At 72.6% G+C, this 16,400-nt stretch carries 15 protein-coding genes; 9 read left to right on the forward strand and 6 right to left on the reverse strand.

Annotated features, from left to right (window positions below):
- Positions 1-25 precede the first annotated feature (25 nt).
- Positions 26-1,708 (forward strand): helicase HerA-like domain-containing protein, encoded by a 1,683-nt coding sequence (locus tag PUR61_RS40615; protein WP_329884946.1) that lies wholly within the window; start codon positions 26-28, stop codon positions 1,706-1,708.
- A gap of 61 nt (positions 1,709-1,769) precedes the next feature.
- Here the strand turns inward: PUR61_RS40615 and PUR61_RS40620 are convergent, their stop codons facing one another.
- Positions 1,770-2,933: a hypothetical protein gene (locus tag PUR61_RS40620; protein ID WP_329884947.1), complete on the reverse strand. Its 1,164-nt coding sequence runs from the start codon at positions 2,931-2,933 to the stop codon at positions 1,770-1,772.
- Positions 2,934-3,023: 90 nt separating this feature from the next.
- Positions 3,024-3,689: a rhomboid family intramembrane serine protease gene (locus tag PUR61_RS40625; RefSeq protein WP_329884948.1), complete on the reverse strand. Its 666-nt coding sequence runs from the start codon at positions 3,687-3,689 to the stop codon at positions 3,024-3,026.
- 115 nt (positions 3,690-3,804) lie between these two features.
- On the opposite strand from PUR61_RS40625, the gene PUR61_RS40630 reads away from it, so the two are divergent.
- Positions 3,805-4,323 (forward strand): YbhB/YbcL family Raf kinase inhibitor-like protein, encoded by a 519-nt coding sequence (locus PUR61_RS40630; RefSeq protein ID WP_329884949.1) that lies wholly within the window; start codon positions 3,805-3,807, stop codon positions 4,321-4,323.
- Positions 4,324-4,463: 140 nt separating this feature from the next.
- Here the strand turns inward: PUR61_RS40630 and PUR61_RS40635 are convergent, their stop codons facing one another.
- Positions 4,464-5,432: a helix-turn-helix transcriptional regulator gene (locus PUR61_RS40635; protein WP_329884950.1), complete on the reverse strand. Its 969-nt coding sequence runs from the start codon at positions 5,430-5,432 to the stop codon at positions 4,464-4,466.
- 153 nt (positions 5,433-5,585) lie between these two features.
- On the opposite strand from PUR61_RS40635, the gene PUR61_RS40640 reads away from it, so the two are divergent.
- Together PUR61_RS40640 and PUR61_RS40645 are read left to right on the forward strand one after the other, a co-directional pair.
- Positions 5,586-7,028 (forward strand): MFS transporter, encoded by a 1,443-nt coding sequence (locus PUR61_RS40640; protein ID WP_329885015.1) that lies wholly within the window; start codon positions 5,586-5,588, stop codon positions 7,026-7,028.
- A gap of 246 nt (positions 7,029-7,274) precedes the next feature.
- Positions 7,275-7,613, forward strand: coding sequence for a DoxX family protein (locus PUR61_RS40645; RefSeq protein ID WP_329884951.1), 339 nt, complete (start codon positions 7,275-7,277; stop codon positions 7,611-7,613).
- A gap of 105 nt (positions 7,614-7,718) precedes the next feature.
- On the opposite strand, the gene PUR61_RS40650 is transcribed toward PUR61_RS40645, so the two are convergent.
- The 3 genes from PUR61_RS40650 to PUR61_RS40660 form a co-directional block, all read right to left on the reverse strand.
- Positions 7,719-8,333 carry an HhH-GPD-type base excision DNA repair protein gene (locus PUR61_RS40650; RefSeq protein WP_329884952.1) on the reverse strand — a complete coding sequence of 205 codons (615 nt, stop codon included), beginning with the start codon at positions 8,331-8,333 and terminating at the stop codon, positions 7,719-7,721.
- A 189-nt stretch (positions 8,334-8,522) separates the two neighbouring features.
- Complete coding sequence (locus PUR61_RS40655) at positions 8,523-8,705, reverse strand: hypothetical protein (RefSeq protein ID WP_329884953.1); 183 nt, start codon at positions 8,703-8,705, stop codon at positions 8,523-8,525.
- A gap of 231 nt (positions 8,706-8,936) precedes the next feature.
- Positions 8,937-9,680: a TetR/AcrR family transcriptional regulator gene (locus PUR61_RS40660; protein WP_329884954.1), complete on the reverse strand. Its 744-nt coding sequence runs from the start codon at positions 9,678-9,680 to the stop codon at positions 8,937-8,939.
- A gap of 73 nt (positions 9,681-9,753) precedes the next feature.
- On the opposite strand from PUR61_RS40660, the gene PUR61_RS40665 reads away from it, so the two are divergent.
- The 5 genes from PUR61_RS40665 to PUR61_RS40685 all read left to right on the forward strand — a co-directional run bounded on the left by PUR61_RS40665 (position 9,754) and on the right by PUR61_RS40685 (position 16,304).
- Positions 9,754-10,494, forward strand: a complete 741-nt coding sequence (locus PUR61_RS40665; protein WP_329884955.1) for an NAD(P)-dependent oxidoreductase — start codon at positions 9,754-9,756, stop codon at positions 10,492-10,494.
- Between the two features lie 287 nt (positions 10,495-10,781).
- A complete protein-coding gene (locus PUR61_RS40670) occupies positions 10,782-12,122 on the forward strand; it encodes a helix-turn-helix domain-containing protein (protein WP_329884956.1) in 1,341 nt (446 codons plus the stop codon).
- Positions 12,123-12,214: 92 nt separating this feature from the next.
- On the forward strand, positions 12,215-13,018 hold the full coding sequence (locus PUR61_RS40675) for a toll/interleukin-1 receptor domain-containing protein (protein ID WP_329884957.1): 804 nt from the start codon (positions 12,215-12,217) through the stop codon (positions 13,016-13,018).
- Positions 13,015-14,973 (forward strand): hypothetical protein, encoded by a 1,959-nt coding sequence (locus tag PUR61_RS40680; protein WP_329884958.1) that lies wholly within the window; start codon positions 13,015-13,017, stop codon positions 14,971-14,973. Before PUR61_RS40675 ends, PUR61_RS40680 begins: the two co-directional genes overlap by 4 nt.
- Positions 14,970-16,304 (forward strand): hypothetical protein, encoded by a 1,335-nt coding sequence (locus tag PUR61_RS40685; RefSeq protein WP_329884959.1) that lies wholly within the window; start codon positions 14,970-14,972, stop codon positions 16,302-16,304. The genes PUR61_RS40680 and PUR61_RS40685 overlap by 4 nt, the downstream gene beginning before the upstream one ends.
- The last annotated feature ends 96 nt before the right edge of the window (positions 16,305-16,400 follow it).

The following is a 16,400-nucleotide window of genomic DNA, read 5'->3' on the forward strand; positions in this document are numbered from 1 at the left end:
GTAGTTCTGCCCAGGAGTGTGCCCGATGTCCGCTGCCGAGCCGCCGTCCCCTTCTCTTTCCTCCTCCGGCGTGTCCCCCGGAGACGTCGTCCCGGCCGCCGTCCGGGAGATCGCCGACGGCTACGCCTTCACCGGCCCGGCCCTCGACCTGGGTGCGGTGCTGCTGGACGGCACCGCCTACCCGGCCGCCCAGGTGCGGGTGCCGCTCGGGGTGCTCAACCGGCACGGGCTGGTGGCGGGCGCCACCGGCACCGGCAAGACCAAGACCCTCCAGCTGATCGCCGAACAGCTCTCCGCCCAGGGAGTGCCGGTCTTCCTGGCCGACGTCAAGGGCGACGTCTCCGGCGTGGCCGCCCCCGGCACGCCCGGCGAGCGGACCGCCGCCCGGGCCGCCGAGGTCGGGCAGGACTGGCGGGCCCGGGGCTGTCCGGCCGAGTTCTACGCACTCGGCGGCCTGGGCGCCGGCATCCCGATCCGGGCGACGGTGACCAGCTTCGGCCCGCTGCTGCTCTCCAAGGTGCTGGACCTGAACGAGACCCAGGAGTCCTCGCTCGGGCTGGTCTTCCACTACGCCGACCGGAACGGCCTGGAGCTGTACGACCTCAAGGACCTCACCGCGGTGATCACCTTCCTCGCCTCGCCCGAGGGCAAGGAGGAGCTGAAGGGCATCGGCGGTCTCTCCGCCGCCACCGCCGGGGTGATCCTGCGTTCGCTGACCACGCTGGAGAACGAGGGCGCCGGCGCGTTCTTCGGCGAACCGGAGTTCGACACCGCCGAGCTGCTGCGGACCGTGGACGGGGGCGGCTCCGGCCCGGAGGGCGGAGGAGGCCGGGGCATGGTGTCGGTGCTGGAACTGCCGGCGGTGCAGGACCGGCCCCGGCTGTTCTCCACCTTCCTGATGTGGCTGCTGGCCGACCTCTACCAGGAGCTGCCCGAGGTGGGCGACCTCGACCGGCCCAAGCTGGTCTTCTTCTTCGACGAGGCGCACCTGTTGTTCAGGGGCGCGTCCAAGGCCTTCCTGGAGGCGATCACCCAGACCGTCCGGCTGATCCGGTCGAAGGGGGTCGGGATCTTCTTCGTCACCCAGACGCCGAAGGACGTCCCGGCCGACGTGCTGGCGCAGCTGGGCAACCGGGTGCAGCACGCGCTGCGCGCCTTCACGCCGGACGACGCGAAGGCGCTCCGGGCGACCGTCTCGACCTTCCCGAAGTCGCCCGCGTACGACCTGGGGGAGGTGCTGACCTCGCTCGGTACGGGGGAGGCGGTGGTCACGGTGCTCTCCGAGAAGGGCGCGCCGACGCCGGTCGCGGCGACCAGGCTGCGGGCGCCCCAGTCGCTGATGGGCCCGATCGAGCCGGCGGCACTGCAGGCGGTGGTGGACGGGTCGGCGATCGTGGCGAAGTACCGGGACGCCGTCGACCGGGAGTCGGCGTACGAGAAGCTGGCGGCGCGGGCGGCCCGGCCGGAGGCGGAACCGGCGCCGCCGGGGGAACCCGACCGGGAGGAGTCACGCACCGGGCCGTCGGACGGCGGTGCGGTGCGGGGCGGTACGACGCGGGGCCGTGCGCCGGGAGAGAAGGAGAGCGGCGGGCTGCTCGGGTCGTTGCTGAGCAACCCGGCGCTCAAGTCCTTCGCCCGGTCCGCCGGGACGCAGCTCGGGCGGGAGATCTCACGGAGCCTGTTCGGGACGTCCCGGCGGCGGAGGTGAGCCGACCGCGGCAGTGGCCTCTCCGGGAGCCGGAGGGAGGAAGGGGAGGGGGAGGGGAAGATCAGGCGAGCGCGGCGCCGATCCGGTCGAGCGAGGAGAGCCGCATCAGGCCGTAGTTGTAGAACTCGACCTCCGGCACCCCCAGGTCGCGGAGGACGGCGATCTTGGCCGCGAGATTCGCCGGGCCGTCGCAGTCCGAGGCCATCGGCCGCAGGATCACCGCCATGTCCTGCGGGCGCACTCCGTGCAGGGCGAAGGCGGCGATCTTCTCGCGGACCGCCTCCGGGGTGCGCGCGTAGCCGAGCGTCTCGATCTGGTGCGCGGCCCCGGCCAGGCCCGGCAGGTCGATGCCGGAGAGCCAGCCGGTGCCCGGACCGCCGCCGTCCATGAAGCTCAGCCGCATGCCGTGCTGCTCCGCCGCCCCGGCGACCTCGGCGGCCAGCGAGGTCACGGTCGCGGCGGAGGCGTCCACGTAGGCGGCGACGGCGCCACCGGCCAGCTCGTCCAGCGCCGCGGGCTCGGCGGCGGCCGCGTCGTCGGCCAGCCGGCGGCGCAGCTCGGTCCGGACCGCCCCGGCCACCTCGTCCGCCGGTACGCCCGCGCGGACGGCGGCAGCGCGGCAGTGGTCGCAGAAGCAGAGGCCGAGCAGCGCCTCGGCGGCCGGGCCCAGCTCCTCGAAGTAACGCTCGTGGTGGTAACCGTGGCGCAGGCCGTGGAAGTGCAGCGACTCGGCCCGGATCGCGTCCACGCCGTACCGGGCCAGCTCGGCGACCAGGGAGACGGCGTACTCGCGGACCTCCGGATTGGCCGGACAGAGCTCGGTGAGGTGCCGGTCGCCGAAGGCGTTGGCCGGGGCGCAGTCCGGGTGCTCGAAGCCGAGCCGGTCGTTGTGGCAGAAGACCGTCCAGGCGTGGAGCTTCATGCCCCGGCGGCCGGCCTCGGCGGCGGCCTCGGCGAACGGGTCGCGGTCGCCGATCGCGGTGGACGCGACGGGCCGCAGCCGCCGTCCGGACCAGAGGGCCGGGTCGGGGCGGAAGTAGGCGGCGCCCGGCTCCAGGTAGCGGATCACCCGGCGCGGGTTGTGCGGGAAGACGTCGCGGGCCTCGTGGTAGACCGACGCGAGGGTGACGCCGCCGACCCCGGCCCGGTCGGTGAGGTTGCCGAAGAAGGTGTCGGCCCCCTCGTCGATCAGGTCGGTGGCGAAGGCGAGGACGGACGACTCCACGGTGCGGCTCCGGAGCAGGGGGCAAGGTGCCTGCTCACGCTAACCGCAGTGAGGGGAATGGTCTATACCTGACGTGACCGGCCGGTACGGCTAGATGCCCAGGTCGTCGAGTTCCCTGAGCAGGGCGGAGCCGGGTCCGGCGGGTCCGGCGGGTGCGGGCGTGGGGGCGGCAGCCGCCTTCGGGGCCCGGTCGCGCAGCAGCCAGGCGCCGGCGAGCCCGCCGATCAGCCCGCCGAGGTGGCCGAGCCAGCTGACTCCCTGGGCGCTCGGCAGGACACCCAGCAGGAGGTACGAGTACAGCGCGCCGACGACCACGCCGATGGCGGTGTCCACCAGGTTGCGGTCGAAGATCCCGCGCAGCACCACGTAGCCGAAGTACCCGTAGACCAGGCCGCTGGCCCCGGCCGTCACGGCGTCCGGGCGCTCGAAGAGCCAGACGGTGAGCCCGCCGGCGACCACGATCAGCAGCGTCGCGAGCAGGAACCGCTTGACCCCCCGGTACGCGGAGAGGAAGCCGAAGGCGAACAGCGGCCAGGAGTTCGCCTGGATGTGGTCCCAGCCGAAGTGCAGCAGCGGCATGGTGAACATGTCCGGCAGCTCGTCCAGCCGTCCGGAGCTCATGCCGTACTCGTAGGAGAGCCGGTAGTCGTCGAGCCAGTTCGCCACCTGGACGGCCCAGATGACGGCCAGTACGCCGAGCATCGTGAACAGTGCGAGGCGGGAGTCGCGGAGCAGACGGGCGAATCGCGGGGCCATGACTCCGACTGTAGGGCCGGGCCACCGCCGCGGTCACCCCACTAAGGTGAATCGCGTCGATCAACCCGCGCCCCGGTCGGGGCCGTTCCCGGCTCGTCGAGAGGTGACCCGCCCCATGAGTGTTCGTCCCCCGCTCCCGTACGAGTTCCTTCCGCAGGTCCCGTCCTTCGAGCTGACCAGCGAGGACATCACCGAAGGCGGCACGCTGGCCGAGGAGTTCATCCACGCCGGGGGCAACCTCTCGCCGCAGCTGGCGTGGTCCGGCCTGCCCGAGGGCACCCGGTCGATCGCCGTCACCTGCTACGACCCGGACGCGCCGACCGGCTCCGGCTGGTGGCACTGGCTGGCCCTCGGCCTGCCCGCCGACACGACCGGCCTGCCGCGCGGCGCCGGCTCCTCGGACGCCGACCTGCCGGGCGGGAACTCCTTCCACGGCCGCAACGACTTCCCCGGCAACAAGTACGACGGTGCCGCCCCGCCGCCCGGCCCGGCCCACCGCTACGCCTTCGCGGTGCACGCGCTGGACGTGGACGCCCTGGACGTCGCCGCCGACCTCCCGCCGGCCCAGATCGGCTTCAACATCACCTTCCACACCCTGGCCCGCGCGGTGCTCACCGCCGAGTACGGGATCTGAGCGGTCTTCCGTTCCGTCCTGTTCTCCCTGCTGTTGCTGTTGCTGCGCTGTCGCCGCCGTCCGCTCGTCTGCGGGCGGCGGCGTTCCGCGTTCCGGCGGCTCCGGGTGCGTCGGTGCCCGGGGCCCGGGTGGGTTCGGGGTCAGTGGCCGGCGTCGGCCGCGCGGGCGGCCCGGCCGGCGAGGGCGCGGAGGTGGGCGTGCATCTCGGGGGGCTCGTGCACCTCGAACTCGCAGCCCAGCATCAGCAGGCGCATCGCCAGCCACTCCAGGGAGTCGGCGCGGGAACGCAGCCGGCAGGTCCGGTCGTCGACGGCCTCGACCTCGGAGTCGCCGTTGTGGCTCAGCCAGCGTTCGACCTCGGCGGCGGGCACGTGCAGGGTGGCGTCCAGGGTGTAGACCGGGGCGAGGCGGCGCAGCTTCTCCGCCACGTAGGCGGCCGCGTCCTCGGCGGGGAGCGGACGCGGGGTGAACCGGGCGCCGGTGGCGAAGGGGTCGGCGAGCCGGTCGACCCGGAAGATCCGCCAGTCGTCGCGGTCGAGGTCGAAGCCGACCAGGTACCAGCGGCGGCCGGCCGAGACCAGCCGGTCCGGCTCCACCTGGCGCCGGGTCTCGGCGCCGTCGCCCGCCCGGTAGCCGAAGCGGAGGCGTTCGCGGTTGGCGACGGCGTTGGCGAGCACGGTGAGGTCCTCGGGGTCGACGGTCGGCCCGTCGCCGCTGAGCAACGGGAGGGTGGCCTTGTCGAGGGCGGCGACCCGGTGGCGCAGGCGCGACGGCAGCACCTGGAGCAGCTTGCCGAGGGCGCGGACCGAGGCCTCCTCGATGCCGACCACGGCGTGTCCGGCCGCCGCCCGCAGACCGACGGCGATGGCCACCGCCTCCTCGTCGTCCAGCAGTAGCGGCGGCATCGCGGTGCCGGCGACCAGCCGGTAGCCGCCGATCGGGCCCATGGTGGCCTCGACCGGGTAGCCGAGCTCCCGGAGCCGGTCGATGTCGCGGCGGATGGTGCGGGGGCTGACGTCGAGGCGCCCGGCCAGTTCGCTGCCGGGCCACTCACGGGGGGTCTGGAGGAGGGAGAGCAGGCTCAGGAGTCGTGCCGGAGTGTCGGTCATGGCATCCAGGGTGCCGGAAGTCCAGGACAGGATCTGGCCTAGATGCCTCCTAATGTCGTCGACGTGTGGAGGAACGGCGACGAGGAGCAGGCAGTGGGAACGGTTTCGGACCGGGCGGCGGACCGGCGGAGGTGGATCGCGTTGGCGATCGTGATGACGGCCTCGTTCATGGACCTGGTGGACGTCACGATCGTGAACATCGCGATCCCGAGCATCCAGGAGTCGACGGGAGCGTCGTTCTCCGCCGTGCAGTGGGTGACCGGCGGATACGCGCTGGCCTTCGCGATCGGCCTGATCACCGGCGGTCGACTTGGTGACATCTACGGTCGGAAGCGGCTGTTCCTGATCGGGATGGGTGGGTTCACGCTTGCCTCGGCACTGTGCGGCCTGGCCGGCGGGGCCGAGATGCTGGTCGCGATGAGGATCCTGCAAGGCGGGACGGCGGCGCTGATGGTGCCGCAGGTGCTGTCGATCGTTCATGCGACCTTCCCGGCGGAGGAACGCGGCAAGGTGTTCGGCCTGTACGGCGCGGTGATCGGGCTGGGCGCGGTCACCGGTCCGATGATCGGTGCGGTGCTGACGGAGTGGGACCTGTTCGGGCTGGGCTGGCGGCCGATCTTCCTGATCAACCTGCCGGTCGGCGTGGCCGGACTGCTGCTCGGCCGGGCCTTCATCGGCGAGTCGAAGGCCGAACGGGCCCTGAAGCTCGACCTGGTCGGTGTGGCGCTGGCCAGCGCCGGACTGCTGATGCTGATCTACCCGCTGACCCACGGCCGGGAGGCCGGCTGGCCGCTCTGGGGGTACCTGACGATGGCCGGCAGCCTGCCGGTGTTCGCCCTGTTCGTCGCCTACGAGCGGGTGAAGGCGCGGCGGGACGGCTCCCCGCTGGTGGAGCTGTCGCTGTTCCGGGTCAAGAGCTTCGCCGCCGGGATCGGCGTGCAGCTGACCTTCGGGGTGGTCTCCGGGATCTTCTTCCTGGTCTGGACGCTCTACATGCAGCTGGGGCTCGGCTGGAGCCCGCTGAAGGCCGGCGCGACGGGCATCCCGTTCTCGCTCGCCGTGTCGACCGCGGCCGGGATCTCGGTGCAGCAGCTGGTGCCGCGGTTCGGGCGGAAGGTGCTCCAGGCGGGGGCGCTGGTGATGGCGGCCGGCGTGCTGCTCTACATCGGTGAGGCCGAGCGGTACGGCACGGAGGTCACGCCCTGGCAGATGGCCCTGCCGCTGGTGGTGATGGGCGCGGGGATGGGCCTGATCGTCGCGCCGATCACGGACGCGGTCCTGGCGGAGGTGCCCCGCGAGCACGCCGGGTCGGCGTCCGGGCTGATCAACACGGTGAATCAGGTCGGGCTGGCCCTGGGGCTCGGACTGGTCTCGGTGGCGTTCTTCGGGGCGATGCCCGCTGCGGCCCCCTCGGTCGGGGACGCGTTCGGGGCGGCGTTCGTCCACGCGATGTGGTGGGTGCTGGGCGTGCTGGTGGTGGCGTTTCTGCTGATGTTCGCGCTGCCGGCGCGAAAGGCGTCGGGTGGGGATGCCGGTGCGGACACCGGTGCGGGTGGGGGTGCGGTTCCGGTGGCCCGGGAGCCGGTGCTGGTCTGAGCGCCGGCAGGAGGGCGGACCCCGGTCGCGCGGTGCGGCCGGGGTCCGTCGGCATGTCCGCCGGTGCGCCCGTCGGTGGTGCGTTCCGTCCGGGGCGGGTCGGCCGGATCGGCGGGTGGGGCGCGACGGTGGGGCGCGACGGTGGGGCCCCGGAAAAGTTCTTGGGCGCGGCTGTCACACACGCGCGGTGCTGCGGGTCAGGGAAGCGAGAACGCAACGAACACCCACCGCACGAGGAGCCCTCCGATGTCCACCGCCTTCATCGTCGCCACCGTCCTCGCCGCCGTCATGGCGGGCTTCTCGGGCGGATCGGTCTTCGCCCGCGCCGCCTTCGTGGTGGAACCGCTGACCGAGTACGGCGTGCCGCGCTCGTGGTGGAACTGGCTCGGCGCGGCCAAGGCCGCCGGGGCGCTGGGGCTGCTGGTCGGCCTGTTCGCACCGGTCGTCGGGGTGCTGGCGGCAATCGGCCTGGTGCTCTACTTCGGCGGCGCCGTCATCACGGTGGTCCGCGCCCGCTCCTACGCCCACGTCGCCTTCCCGCTCGTCTACATGGCGCCGGCGGCGGCCTCACTGCTGCTGATCTGAGCGGTGCGGCGGAGGAAGTCCGTCACTGCCGGTGCCCGGCACTCGCATCGGAGTGCCGGGCACCGGTAGTGACGGACGTTCAGAACTACCGGTACGTACGGGTGTTCAGGCCCGGACCTTGGCCTTCGCGTCGGCCGCCACCTTGGCCTCCTTGGCGACCCGCTTCACCTCCTGCTTGTGGGCGCGGACCTGCTCCAGGGACTCCGGGCCGGTGATGTCGGCGACCGAGTGGAAGGCGCCCTCCTCGCCGTACGTCCCCGCCGCCTCGCGCCAGCCGTCCGGCTGCACGCCGTACTGCTTGCCGAGGAGGGCCAGGAAGATCTGCGACTTCTGCTTCCCGAACCCGGGAAGGGCGTTGAGCCGGCTGAGCAGTTCCTTTCCGGTCGTGGCGCTCCGCCAGAGGGCGGCGGCGTCCCCGTCGTACTGGGCCACCAGGAACTGGCAGAGCTGCTGCACCCGTTTGGCCATCGCCGCCGGGTAGCGGTGCACGGCCGGCTTGTCGGAGAGCAGCGCGACGAACGCCTCCGGGTTGTACGCGGCGATCTCCTGCGCGTCGAGGTCCTTGTGTCCGAGCCGCTGTGCGATGGTGAGCGGCCCGGCGAACGCCCACTCCATGGGCACCTGCTGGTCCAGCAGCATTCCGACGAGCGCGGCGAGCGGGCTCCGCCCGAGCAGTTCGTCGGCCTCGGGCTGTTGCGCCAGCCGCACGGTGACGTTCATGGGGATGACCTCCTCGGAGCATGGACTCGGGTCGCCGCCCAGTCTGCTGGACGGGGGAGGAGGCGACGGCGTCAACACGCCAGAAGGGATGGATTGCTTGGCGCAAGGGGATGGTTCGTCAGCGGAATTGTTTCGGTGTCGATGAGCGGGGCAGCGGCGCCCCGGTGGGGGGCCGCCGCGCGGCGTCGTTCACGCCAGGCCGAGGGCCAGGTGGGGGTAGCCGAGGTGGACGCGGGGACCCAGGGGGATGCGGAGCCATTCGGAGACCGCCCGGTTGTCGAGGAAGTCCCGGTGCGGGGCGTTGTAGTACGTGTCGACCTGGCGGCTCGGACGGCCGGGGGTGGCGCCGCGGGCGAGGAGGAGCTCCTTCAACTCCTCGGGAGGGCAGGGGAGTCAGAACTTCTGCTCGATCTCGGTGTACTGCACGACGGGTACCCCCAGGGTGCGGTTCGGGCTCCGGTGGGCGGAGCGCCGGCGCCGCCCGGGTGATCGGTCACCCGTCACTCTCCCCTCCGGTGCCGGTCGGCGGCGCCGGTCGGTCGACTCGTAGGCCAGTCAGCCAGTCGCCCGTTCAGCGGTTCGCTCGTTCAGCCGTTCGCTCGTTCAGCCGTTCAGGCCCAAGGAGCTTACGAGCGCGCCGAGTTCCTGGTCGAAGAGCTTTCCGGGGCTGACGGTCTGCCGGCGCAGGTGCCCGTAGACCTCCAGGGAGACCGTGCCGTGCAGGGAACCCCAGATGCGAAGGGCGAGTGCCACGCCGGCCGGCGGCAGGTCGGGATACGCCGGGCGGACCTTGGCCAGGAGGCCGGGGTCGAAGTCGGACCAGTCGAAGCCGGGCGACTCCGGCCCGTGGTCCGCGTGGTCCGCGTGGCGCGGGCCGGCGTGCGGCCAGGCGGCGTCGGCCAGGCCGGCGAGCCCGGTGCAGACGCGGTGCGCCGCGTCTGGTGCGGCGCCGCCCTCGGGGGCGCGGTAGCCGGGCACGGGGTCGCCGTAGATGAGCCGGAAGCCCTCCGGATTGTCCAGTGCCCAGTCCCGGAAGGCGCGCGCCCAGGCGCGGATCCGGGTGGCCGGTGGATCGGCGGGCGTGGCGGCCCATGCGGCGTCGACGGCATCGGCCAGTGCGGTGTAGACGTCGTCGATCAGTGCGGTGACGAGGTCGTCGCGGGTGGCGAAGTAGCCGTAGATGGCGTTGGCGGTCATGCCCATCTCCCGGGCGATGGCCCGCAAGGTGATGGCGTCCGGTCCGCCCGAGGCCATCAGGGCCAGCGCGACGTCCTTGATCTCCGCCGTCGTCTCGGCCCGCAGTCGTTCGCGGCGTCCCCGGGTGCTTCTCGTCGTCGCGCTCTCCACGCCGGTCACTGTACAGTGCCTCGATTCTGATTGCCGTATCAAAACTTCACGCCGTATAGTTTTGCAACGCCGTATGGCAATCATGTCGGACGTGCCGGAACAGGGGAGAGCCATGCACATCGGAGTCATCGGAGCGGCCGGGAGCATCGGCAGCCGCGTCGTCACCGAAGCCCTCGCGCGCGGGCACCGGGTGGCCGCGTTCAGCAGGGACGCCGCCCGGATCCGCGAGGGGCGGGAGAATATCGACTGGAGGAGCGTCGACGTCCTCGACGCCGGCAGCATCGCGGCCGTCCTGCCCGGGTTGGACGTGCTGATCAGCGGCTACCAGCCCGGCAACGCCGCCCAGGACATGGCCGACACCCTGCGCCGGTCGATCGCCGATCCCACCGTCTACGCCACCGCCGCCCGGGCGCTGCTGAAGGCGCTGGAGTCCCACCCCCGCACCCGGCTCATCGTGATCGGCGGCGCCGGCAGTCTGGAGGCCGAGCCGGGCCTCGTCCGGGCCGACTCGGACGAACTCCTGTATGACACCCTCGACGGGGTCGGCCTGCCCCGGGAGTACGCCGCCGCGGTGCGCGGCCACCGGGACGCGCTGAACGTCCTGCGCACCTCCAACCGGCTCTGGACGTACTTCAGTCCGGCGGAGTCCATCGCCCCCGGCGAGCGCACCGGCCGGTTCCGGATCGGTGGCGACCAGCCCGTCCTCGACGCCGACGGGCGCAGTCGCATCTCCGCGGAGGACGCCGCGGTCGCCCTCGTCGACGAGGCCGAACTGCCCCGCTTCGTCCAGCGGCGCTTCACGATCGGCTACTGACCCCGAGCCCCCCGCCCACCGAACCCTCGACCGGGGCGGGGGCGGATGGCCGGCGCCCCGCATGGGCCGGTCGCATGAAGTGACTTGTCGTCAATTCCCTTTGTCGGCAGGCCGGATAATCGTCGAATCGGCAATGGTGGGCGCTTCGGAAAGAGGAAACGGGAAACACCGCCAACCCCTGCTCGCCCCTGCCTTCGCGTGCCAATATTCATGCGGAGGCAGGGGATGGGGCCGCTTCCGGACCAAGGTGGAGTCGCCGGTCGGACGCTTTCTGAATGGGGGTTGGCATGAACGCATCCATTGAGTTCGGGCCAGAGTTACGGAGGCGGCGGCTCGCCGCCGGACTGACGCTCACTCGGCTCGCCGAGTTGCTCAACTACAGCAAGGGCCACCTCAGCAAGATCGAATGCGGGCGCAAGGTTCCGCCGCCCGACCTGGCCCGCCGCTGCGACGCCTGCCTCGGCGCCGGTGGCGAGTTGGAGGTACTGGCGCCGTCCGGCACGGCCTCCGGGCGCGAGACGGGGGTGGACGGCGGCCCGAGCGGTGACGAGTCCCTTCTGCTCCGAGTCGACCGGGACGGCGTCCGCTGGCCCGGGGGCCTCGGGCGGCGCCAACTGCTCGCGGCCGGGGCGACGTCGGTGCTGGGGCTCGGCGTGGCCGGAATCGGCGCGCCGAGACCGGACGACAGCGCGGTCGCGGCCGGGGCGACGCCGGCCGGAGCGCCGACGGACCTGGCACCGGTCGGGATCTTCCGGGCGCAGTTCGACCAGATGCGACTGCTCGGCCAGAGCGTCGATCCCGTGCTGCTGCTGCCCATGCTCACGGTCCAGACCCACACGCTGCGTGAACTCGCGGTCCAGGCCGCCACGGCGGAGCGGACGGAACTGCTGACACTGGCTGCCCGGTACGCGGAGTACGCGGGCTGGATGGCTCAGGAGTCCGGCGACAACCAGTCGGCGCTCTGGTGGACGGCCCGTGCGGTAGAGCTGGCCGAGGCCGGCGGTGACCGCCATCTCGCCTCGTACGCGCTCGTTCGAAGGGCCCTTGTCACGTTCTACGCGGGCGACGCGTCCCAGACCGTCGAACTCGTCGCCGCCGCCCAGGACGGCCGCCTGCCGCCGCGTATCCGCGGCCTCGCCGCCCAACGTGAGGCCCAGGGTCACGCCTTGGCCGGCGACCGCACTGCCAGCTTCCGGAGCCTCGACCGCGCACGCGAGTTGCTGGCACGGGCGGCGGCCGACGACGGCACGGGTGAGCCCGTGCTCGGCACCGGCAATCTGGCCGATCCGGCAGCGATGGTCACCGGGTGGTGTCTCCACGACCTCGGTCATCCCGCACAGGCCGCCGAGGTACTCGACCGCGAATGCCCGCGGATTCCCCCGCACGCCGTCCGCAGTCGCGCCCGGTACGGCCTGCGGCGGTCCCTCGCGCACGCGGCTGCGGGGGAAGTCGAGCACGCCTGCGCGCTGGCGGCCGAACTGCTCCCGAGTGTCACGGTGCTGAGGTCGGCGACGATCACCACCGACGTGGCTCGACTGGCTCGTGAGCTGACCCGGTTCCGTGCCAACCGGGCTGTGCTCGACCTGCAACCCGCGCTCGCCGGGGCGCTCCACCCGCGACAGCCGTAGGGCTGCCGCGCCTCGGACAGGGCCGCTGTCCGCCGTCCTCCGTGCCTCATCGGCCGGAACCGAACCCTCACTCACCGGAGAGGTGATCCGTCATGCCCGACATCTTCGTGAACTACCGCACCATCGACGAGGACACCGGCGCCGCCCTGATCGAGCGCGAACTGTCCCGGCGGTTCGGCAGCGAGCGGGTGTTTCGCGCCAGCAAGTCGATCAAGGCCGGCCGGCGCTTCCCGCAGGAACTGCTCACCGCCGTCCGGCGCAGCAGCGTGCTGGTCGCCGTCATCGGTGACCGCTGGGCCGACGCCCGGAGTGCCGACGGCCTCCGCGCGCTGGACGACCCGGAGGACTGGACCCGTCGGGAGATCGTCGAGGCATTCGAGAGCGGAGCCTTGGTCGTGCCCGTGCTGATCGGTCGGGCCACCCGGCTCAATCGGCGGGATCTCCCGCCCGAACTGGCCGAGTTGGCCGATTGCCAGTACCTCCGACTGGACACCCGCAACGCGGAGGCCGACCTCGCCCGGATCGGCGACGATCTGGCCGAGGCGCTGCCCCAACTGGCCGAGGCGGAGCGCCAGATCTCGCGGACCGACGGGGAGGCGGGCGCCGGTACCGGCATCGGGACCGGCAACGGGCCCGGCGGGTCGGACGGCGGTGTCGTCCGGGCCCGGGAGTACCACCACCTGCAGGACGGCGGAGTGAGCAACGTCAGCAACTCCGGGACGTTCATCAACACTGCCAACGGTCCCTTGCACACGGGCAGCGGTGATCAGAACAACGAGATCCGGCACGGCAGCCGTGTCACGTTCAACGGCGACGGCGGCAACTACATCGAGCGGGGCACGGCACAGCAGCGGTTCGGCGGTCGTGACGGCGACCGCGAGGACCGCGGGCGGTGAGCGAGGAAGGAGGAGACGTCCGGTTCGAGACGGCGAACGGACCGGTTCACAGCGGCTCGGGGAACATCTTCATCGGTGCCGACGTCTATCGGGAGCGCAGGACAACGGCCGAGCCTTGGCAGGTGGCGCTGGATCAGCGGCTGAACCTCGCCGAGTGCTTCGTGCCGCCGCCCGGCTACGGGGCGGTGGTCGAGAGGCTCGGGTCGGCCGGTGCCACCGTGCTGTTGGCCGGTTCGCCGGGGGACGGACGCCGGACGGCCGGGCTCATGGCCCTGCACCGGGTCGGCGGCGACGACAGGTTGTTCCGGGAGTCGTCGCTCCCGGGCGACCGGGAGCGGCTTCCCGACCCGGAACCGGGCGAGCGGCTGTTGCTGAACCTGTCCGGGCTGGCCGAGGCGGAGTACGCGCGTGCGGCCGGATTCCTGCTCCGGTGGCGGGGCAAGATCGCGGAGGCCGGGGCCAGGATGGTCGCCGTGCTGCCCTCGACCGACGAGGCCCTGGTGGACTCCGCACTCCACCCGCTGCTGCTGGAGATCGGCAGGCCGAGGGAGCAGGCGGTGCTCCGCCGGCATCTGGTCAGTGCGGCCGTACCGTTCGACCTCGATGACCTCCGGGCGGAGACGCCGCCCGGGCGGCTCGGTGGCCTTGCCATGCGGGACATGCGGAGACTGACCGTCCTGGTGGGGCAGGCCCGGTCGGCCGACCGCCACGGCCGGGGCATTCGTGGGTGGCTCCGGGACACGCTCTCCGCCCTGAGCGACCGCAGCGACGACGTGGCCGTCCAGGTGGCGGCGCTCGACTCGGGTGCACAGCGGGCACTGCTGCTGTCGGCGGCGATGCTGGAGGGCGCGCCCGCGGATGCGGTGTTCCACCACACCGACCGGCTGCTCGCGATGGTCGAGCACACTCCGGACGGCAGGCCCCCGCTGGAGCGCGCGGATCTCGCCGAGCGGCTCGGCAAGTTGCCGTTGAAGGTCGTCGACGGCCGGATCCGGTTCACGGCGCTGGCCTACGACGGCGCGGTGCGAGCTCACTTCTGGACGTACTTTCCGGGCCTGCGAGAGCAGTTCGGCACGTGGGTGGCCGGGACGGTCGAGAAGCCGGTGGCCATGCCGAACGTCGACGATCGGACCAGGCTGGTCGGCCGCTTCACGGAACAGAGCCTGCGCACGGGGGAGTGGGCGTTGCTCCAGCGGCTGGCCGGAACGTGGGCCGACGATCCCCGGCACGGCGAGGAGGCGTACGTCGTCATCCGGCTGGGGCTGGAGGACGAACGGTACGGCGCCGGGTTCCGCGGGTGGCTCTACGACCAGTCGACCAAGGGCGGGCTGCAGCCGAGCGCGGTCCGGGTGCTCGCCCGGGTCTGCGCCGAGGTGCTCGCCCGGACTCACCCGGACCAGGCGCTGGTCCGGCTGCACCATCTTGCGAGGGGAACCGTCGGCAGCGGCGTCACCGAGGCCCGGGACACGCTGTTCGCACTGGTCCGGCGTGACCGGCGGCTCTACCGGAAGCTGCTGGCGCGGGTGGCCGATCAGCTGGAGGCGGGCCGGGACGGCGGGCCGGACGCGGAACTGTTCCTGAGGTTGATCACGCCGATGGAGTTCGGCACCGAGCCCGACGTGGAGGCCCGCTGTCTGCGCGGGGTGGTGGGGTCTGACCTGTCCTCGCGGTCGCGTGCCGGAGTGGAGCAGTGGCTGGCGGCGGCCGTAGTGGCACCACCGGGGGAGGACGAACGTCTGCTGGACACCTTGGTGGGCGTTGCAGAGGGCCGGGCCGAACTGCTCGGCCGGCTCTACCTGGGGGCCTACGCCTGGACCGCCGCCGTGCAGCCGGCGGAGGTCCGGATTCAGCGGGCGGAGATGGCGTCGCGGCTGTGGCAGAAGATCGATATCGCGCAGGGCATCGAGCCGGTGGGTTCCGTGCGGGCGCGGCAGAGTGGGGAGAGGACCCGGTGAACTCCATGGAAAAGGGTCGGACAGCGGCGCTCGTCGTCGCGGCTGCGGTGGTGCCCGTCGCCCTCGGGTCGTGGGCCGGGTGGCCCGTCTGGCTCTGGGTGGCGCTGGCCGTCGGGATCGCGCTGCCGGTGCTGCTGACGACGGCGACGCGGGTCCGGCCGTCAGTGGGTGTCCCGCCGTACGTCCCACCGTACGTTCCCTCGGACGTGTCGGCGGCGGTGCCGCCGCCGGCCACGGCGGCTCCCGCCGAACTGCCCTACCAGGAGACCTCGGTGGTGGGTGTGGCGCTGCCGAGCGCCGTGCCGGACTACGACTTCGTCTTCTCGGCCACGGTCTGGTGGCGTCCGGTGCCGAACGGGGGTGGGCTGGTGCACGCCGCGCCGGGAAGCCTGGCGATCGAGACGGTCCTGGCTCGCGCGCGGGCCGTGACCGAACGGGAGCACCCCGGTCGGCTGGACCTCGTCCGCCACCGGCTGGACGGCGTGCTCGGCACGCAGAGCCCCGACACCTCGGGGTTGGTGGTGGCGATGGCCGGACGGGTCGGGTTGGGTCTGTCCGAAGCGGACCGGGACCGGCTGGGGAAGCTCGCGGAGGTCCGGAAGGCCGAGGAGGTCTGGGAGCACGAGCGGCGGTACGAGCGGAGCAAGCGGGCGTACCTCGGGGAGGACGTGCTCAGTTCACCGGGCAGCGCGGTGGTGTGGTGGCTGGCCCGGCACGACGAGGAGGTCCGCGGAGCGGTCGACATGATCGGGCCGCTGGCTCAGCTGGCGGCGGCGGCCAACGACCAGGCCGTCGAGGCGCTGTACGAGCATCTGGTGCCTCGGCCGGGGTCGCAGGCGATCCCGTTCCTGGACGATGTCGCCCCCCGGACCGGTGACGGGCGTGGTGAGGGGCCGGAGGAGAGCGGCGGAGGTGTGTCGCCGTCCGGGCCTGCGGGCCCGGGCGGGCCGGGGCGGGGGCCGTCGGTGATCGGGCCGTTGAGCGAGTTGATGAACGACGTCGCCTTGGCCGACGAGGCCGAACGCCTCGTCTTCACGCACCGGGTGGCCCGGTTGGCCGAGGCGGTGGGCCGGCCGGAGGCGGCGGCGTTGATCCTGGAGAGTCTCGGCGGGCCCGGCCCGGCGGCGCCGGATCCGGCACCGGACTCGGCGGCGGGCTTCGCCCCGGGGCGGATCCGTCCTGTCGAGGCCGACGGCGACGACGGCGAGGACGACGACGGTGAGGACGGTGAGGACGGCGAGGACTTGGTGACCGCCGTCTGGGAAGCGGGACCGGGGGCGTCGGGGCCGGTGGCACATGACTGGGGTGGGGCCGATCAGTCGTACAGGTGATCCAGTGTGGGGGTGGTTTTTGGGCGGGTGTTCGAACCGGTCGGGTTATCTCATATGACTGTTCCTGTTCGTCGGTCGAGATCGTCGGTGACGGGT

This window comes from Streptomyces sp. BE20, from assembly GCF_036322525.1.
Lineage (GTDB): Bacteria > Actinomycetota > Actinomycetes > Streptomycetales > Streptomycetaceae > Kitasatospora.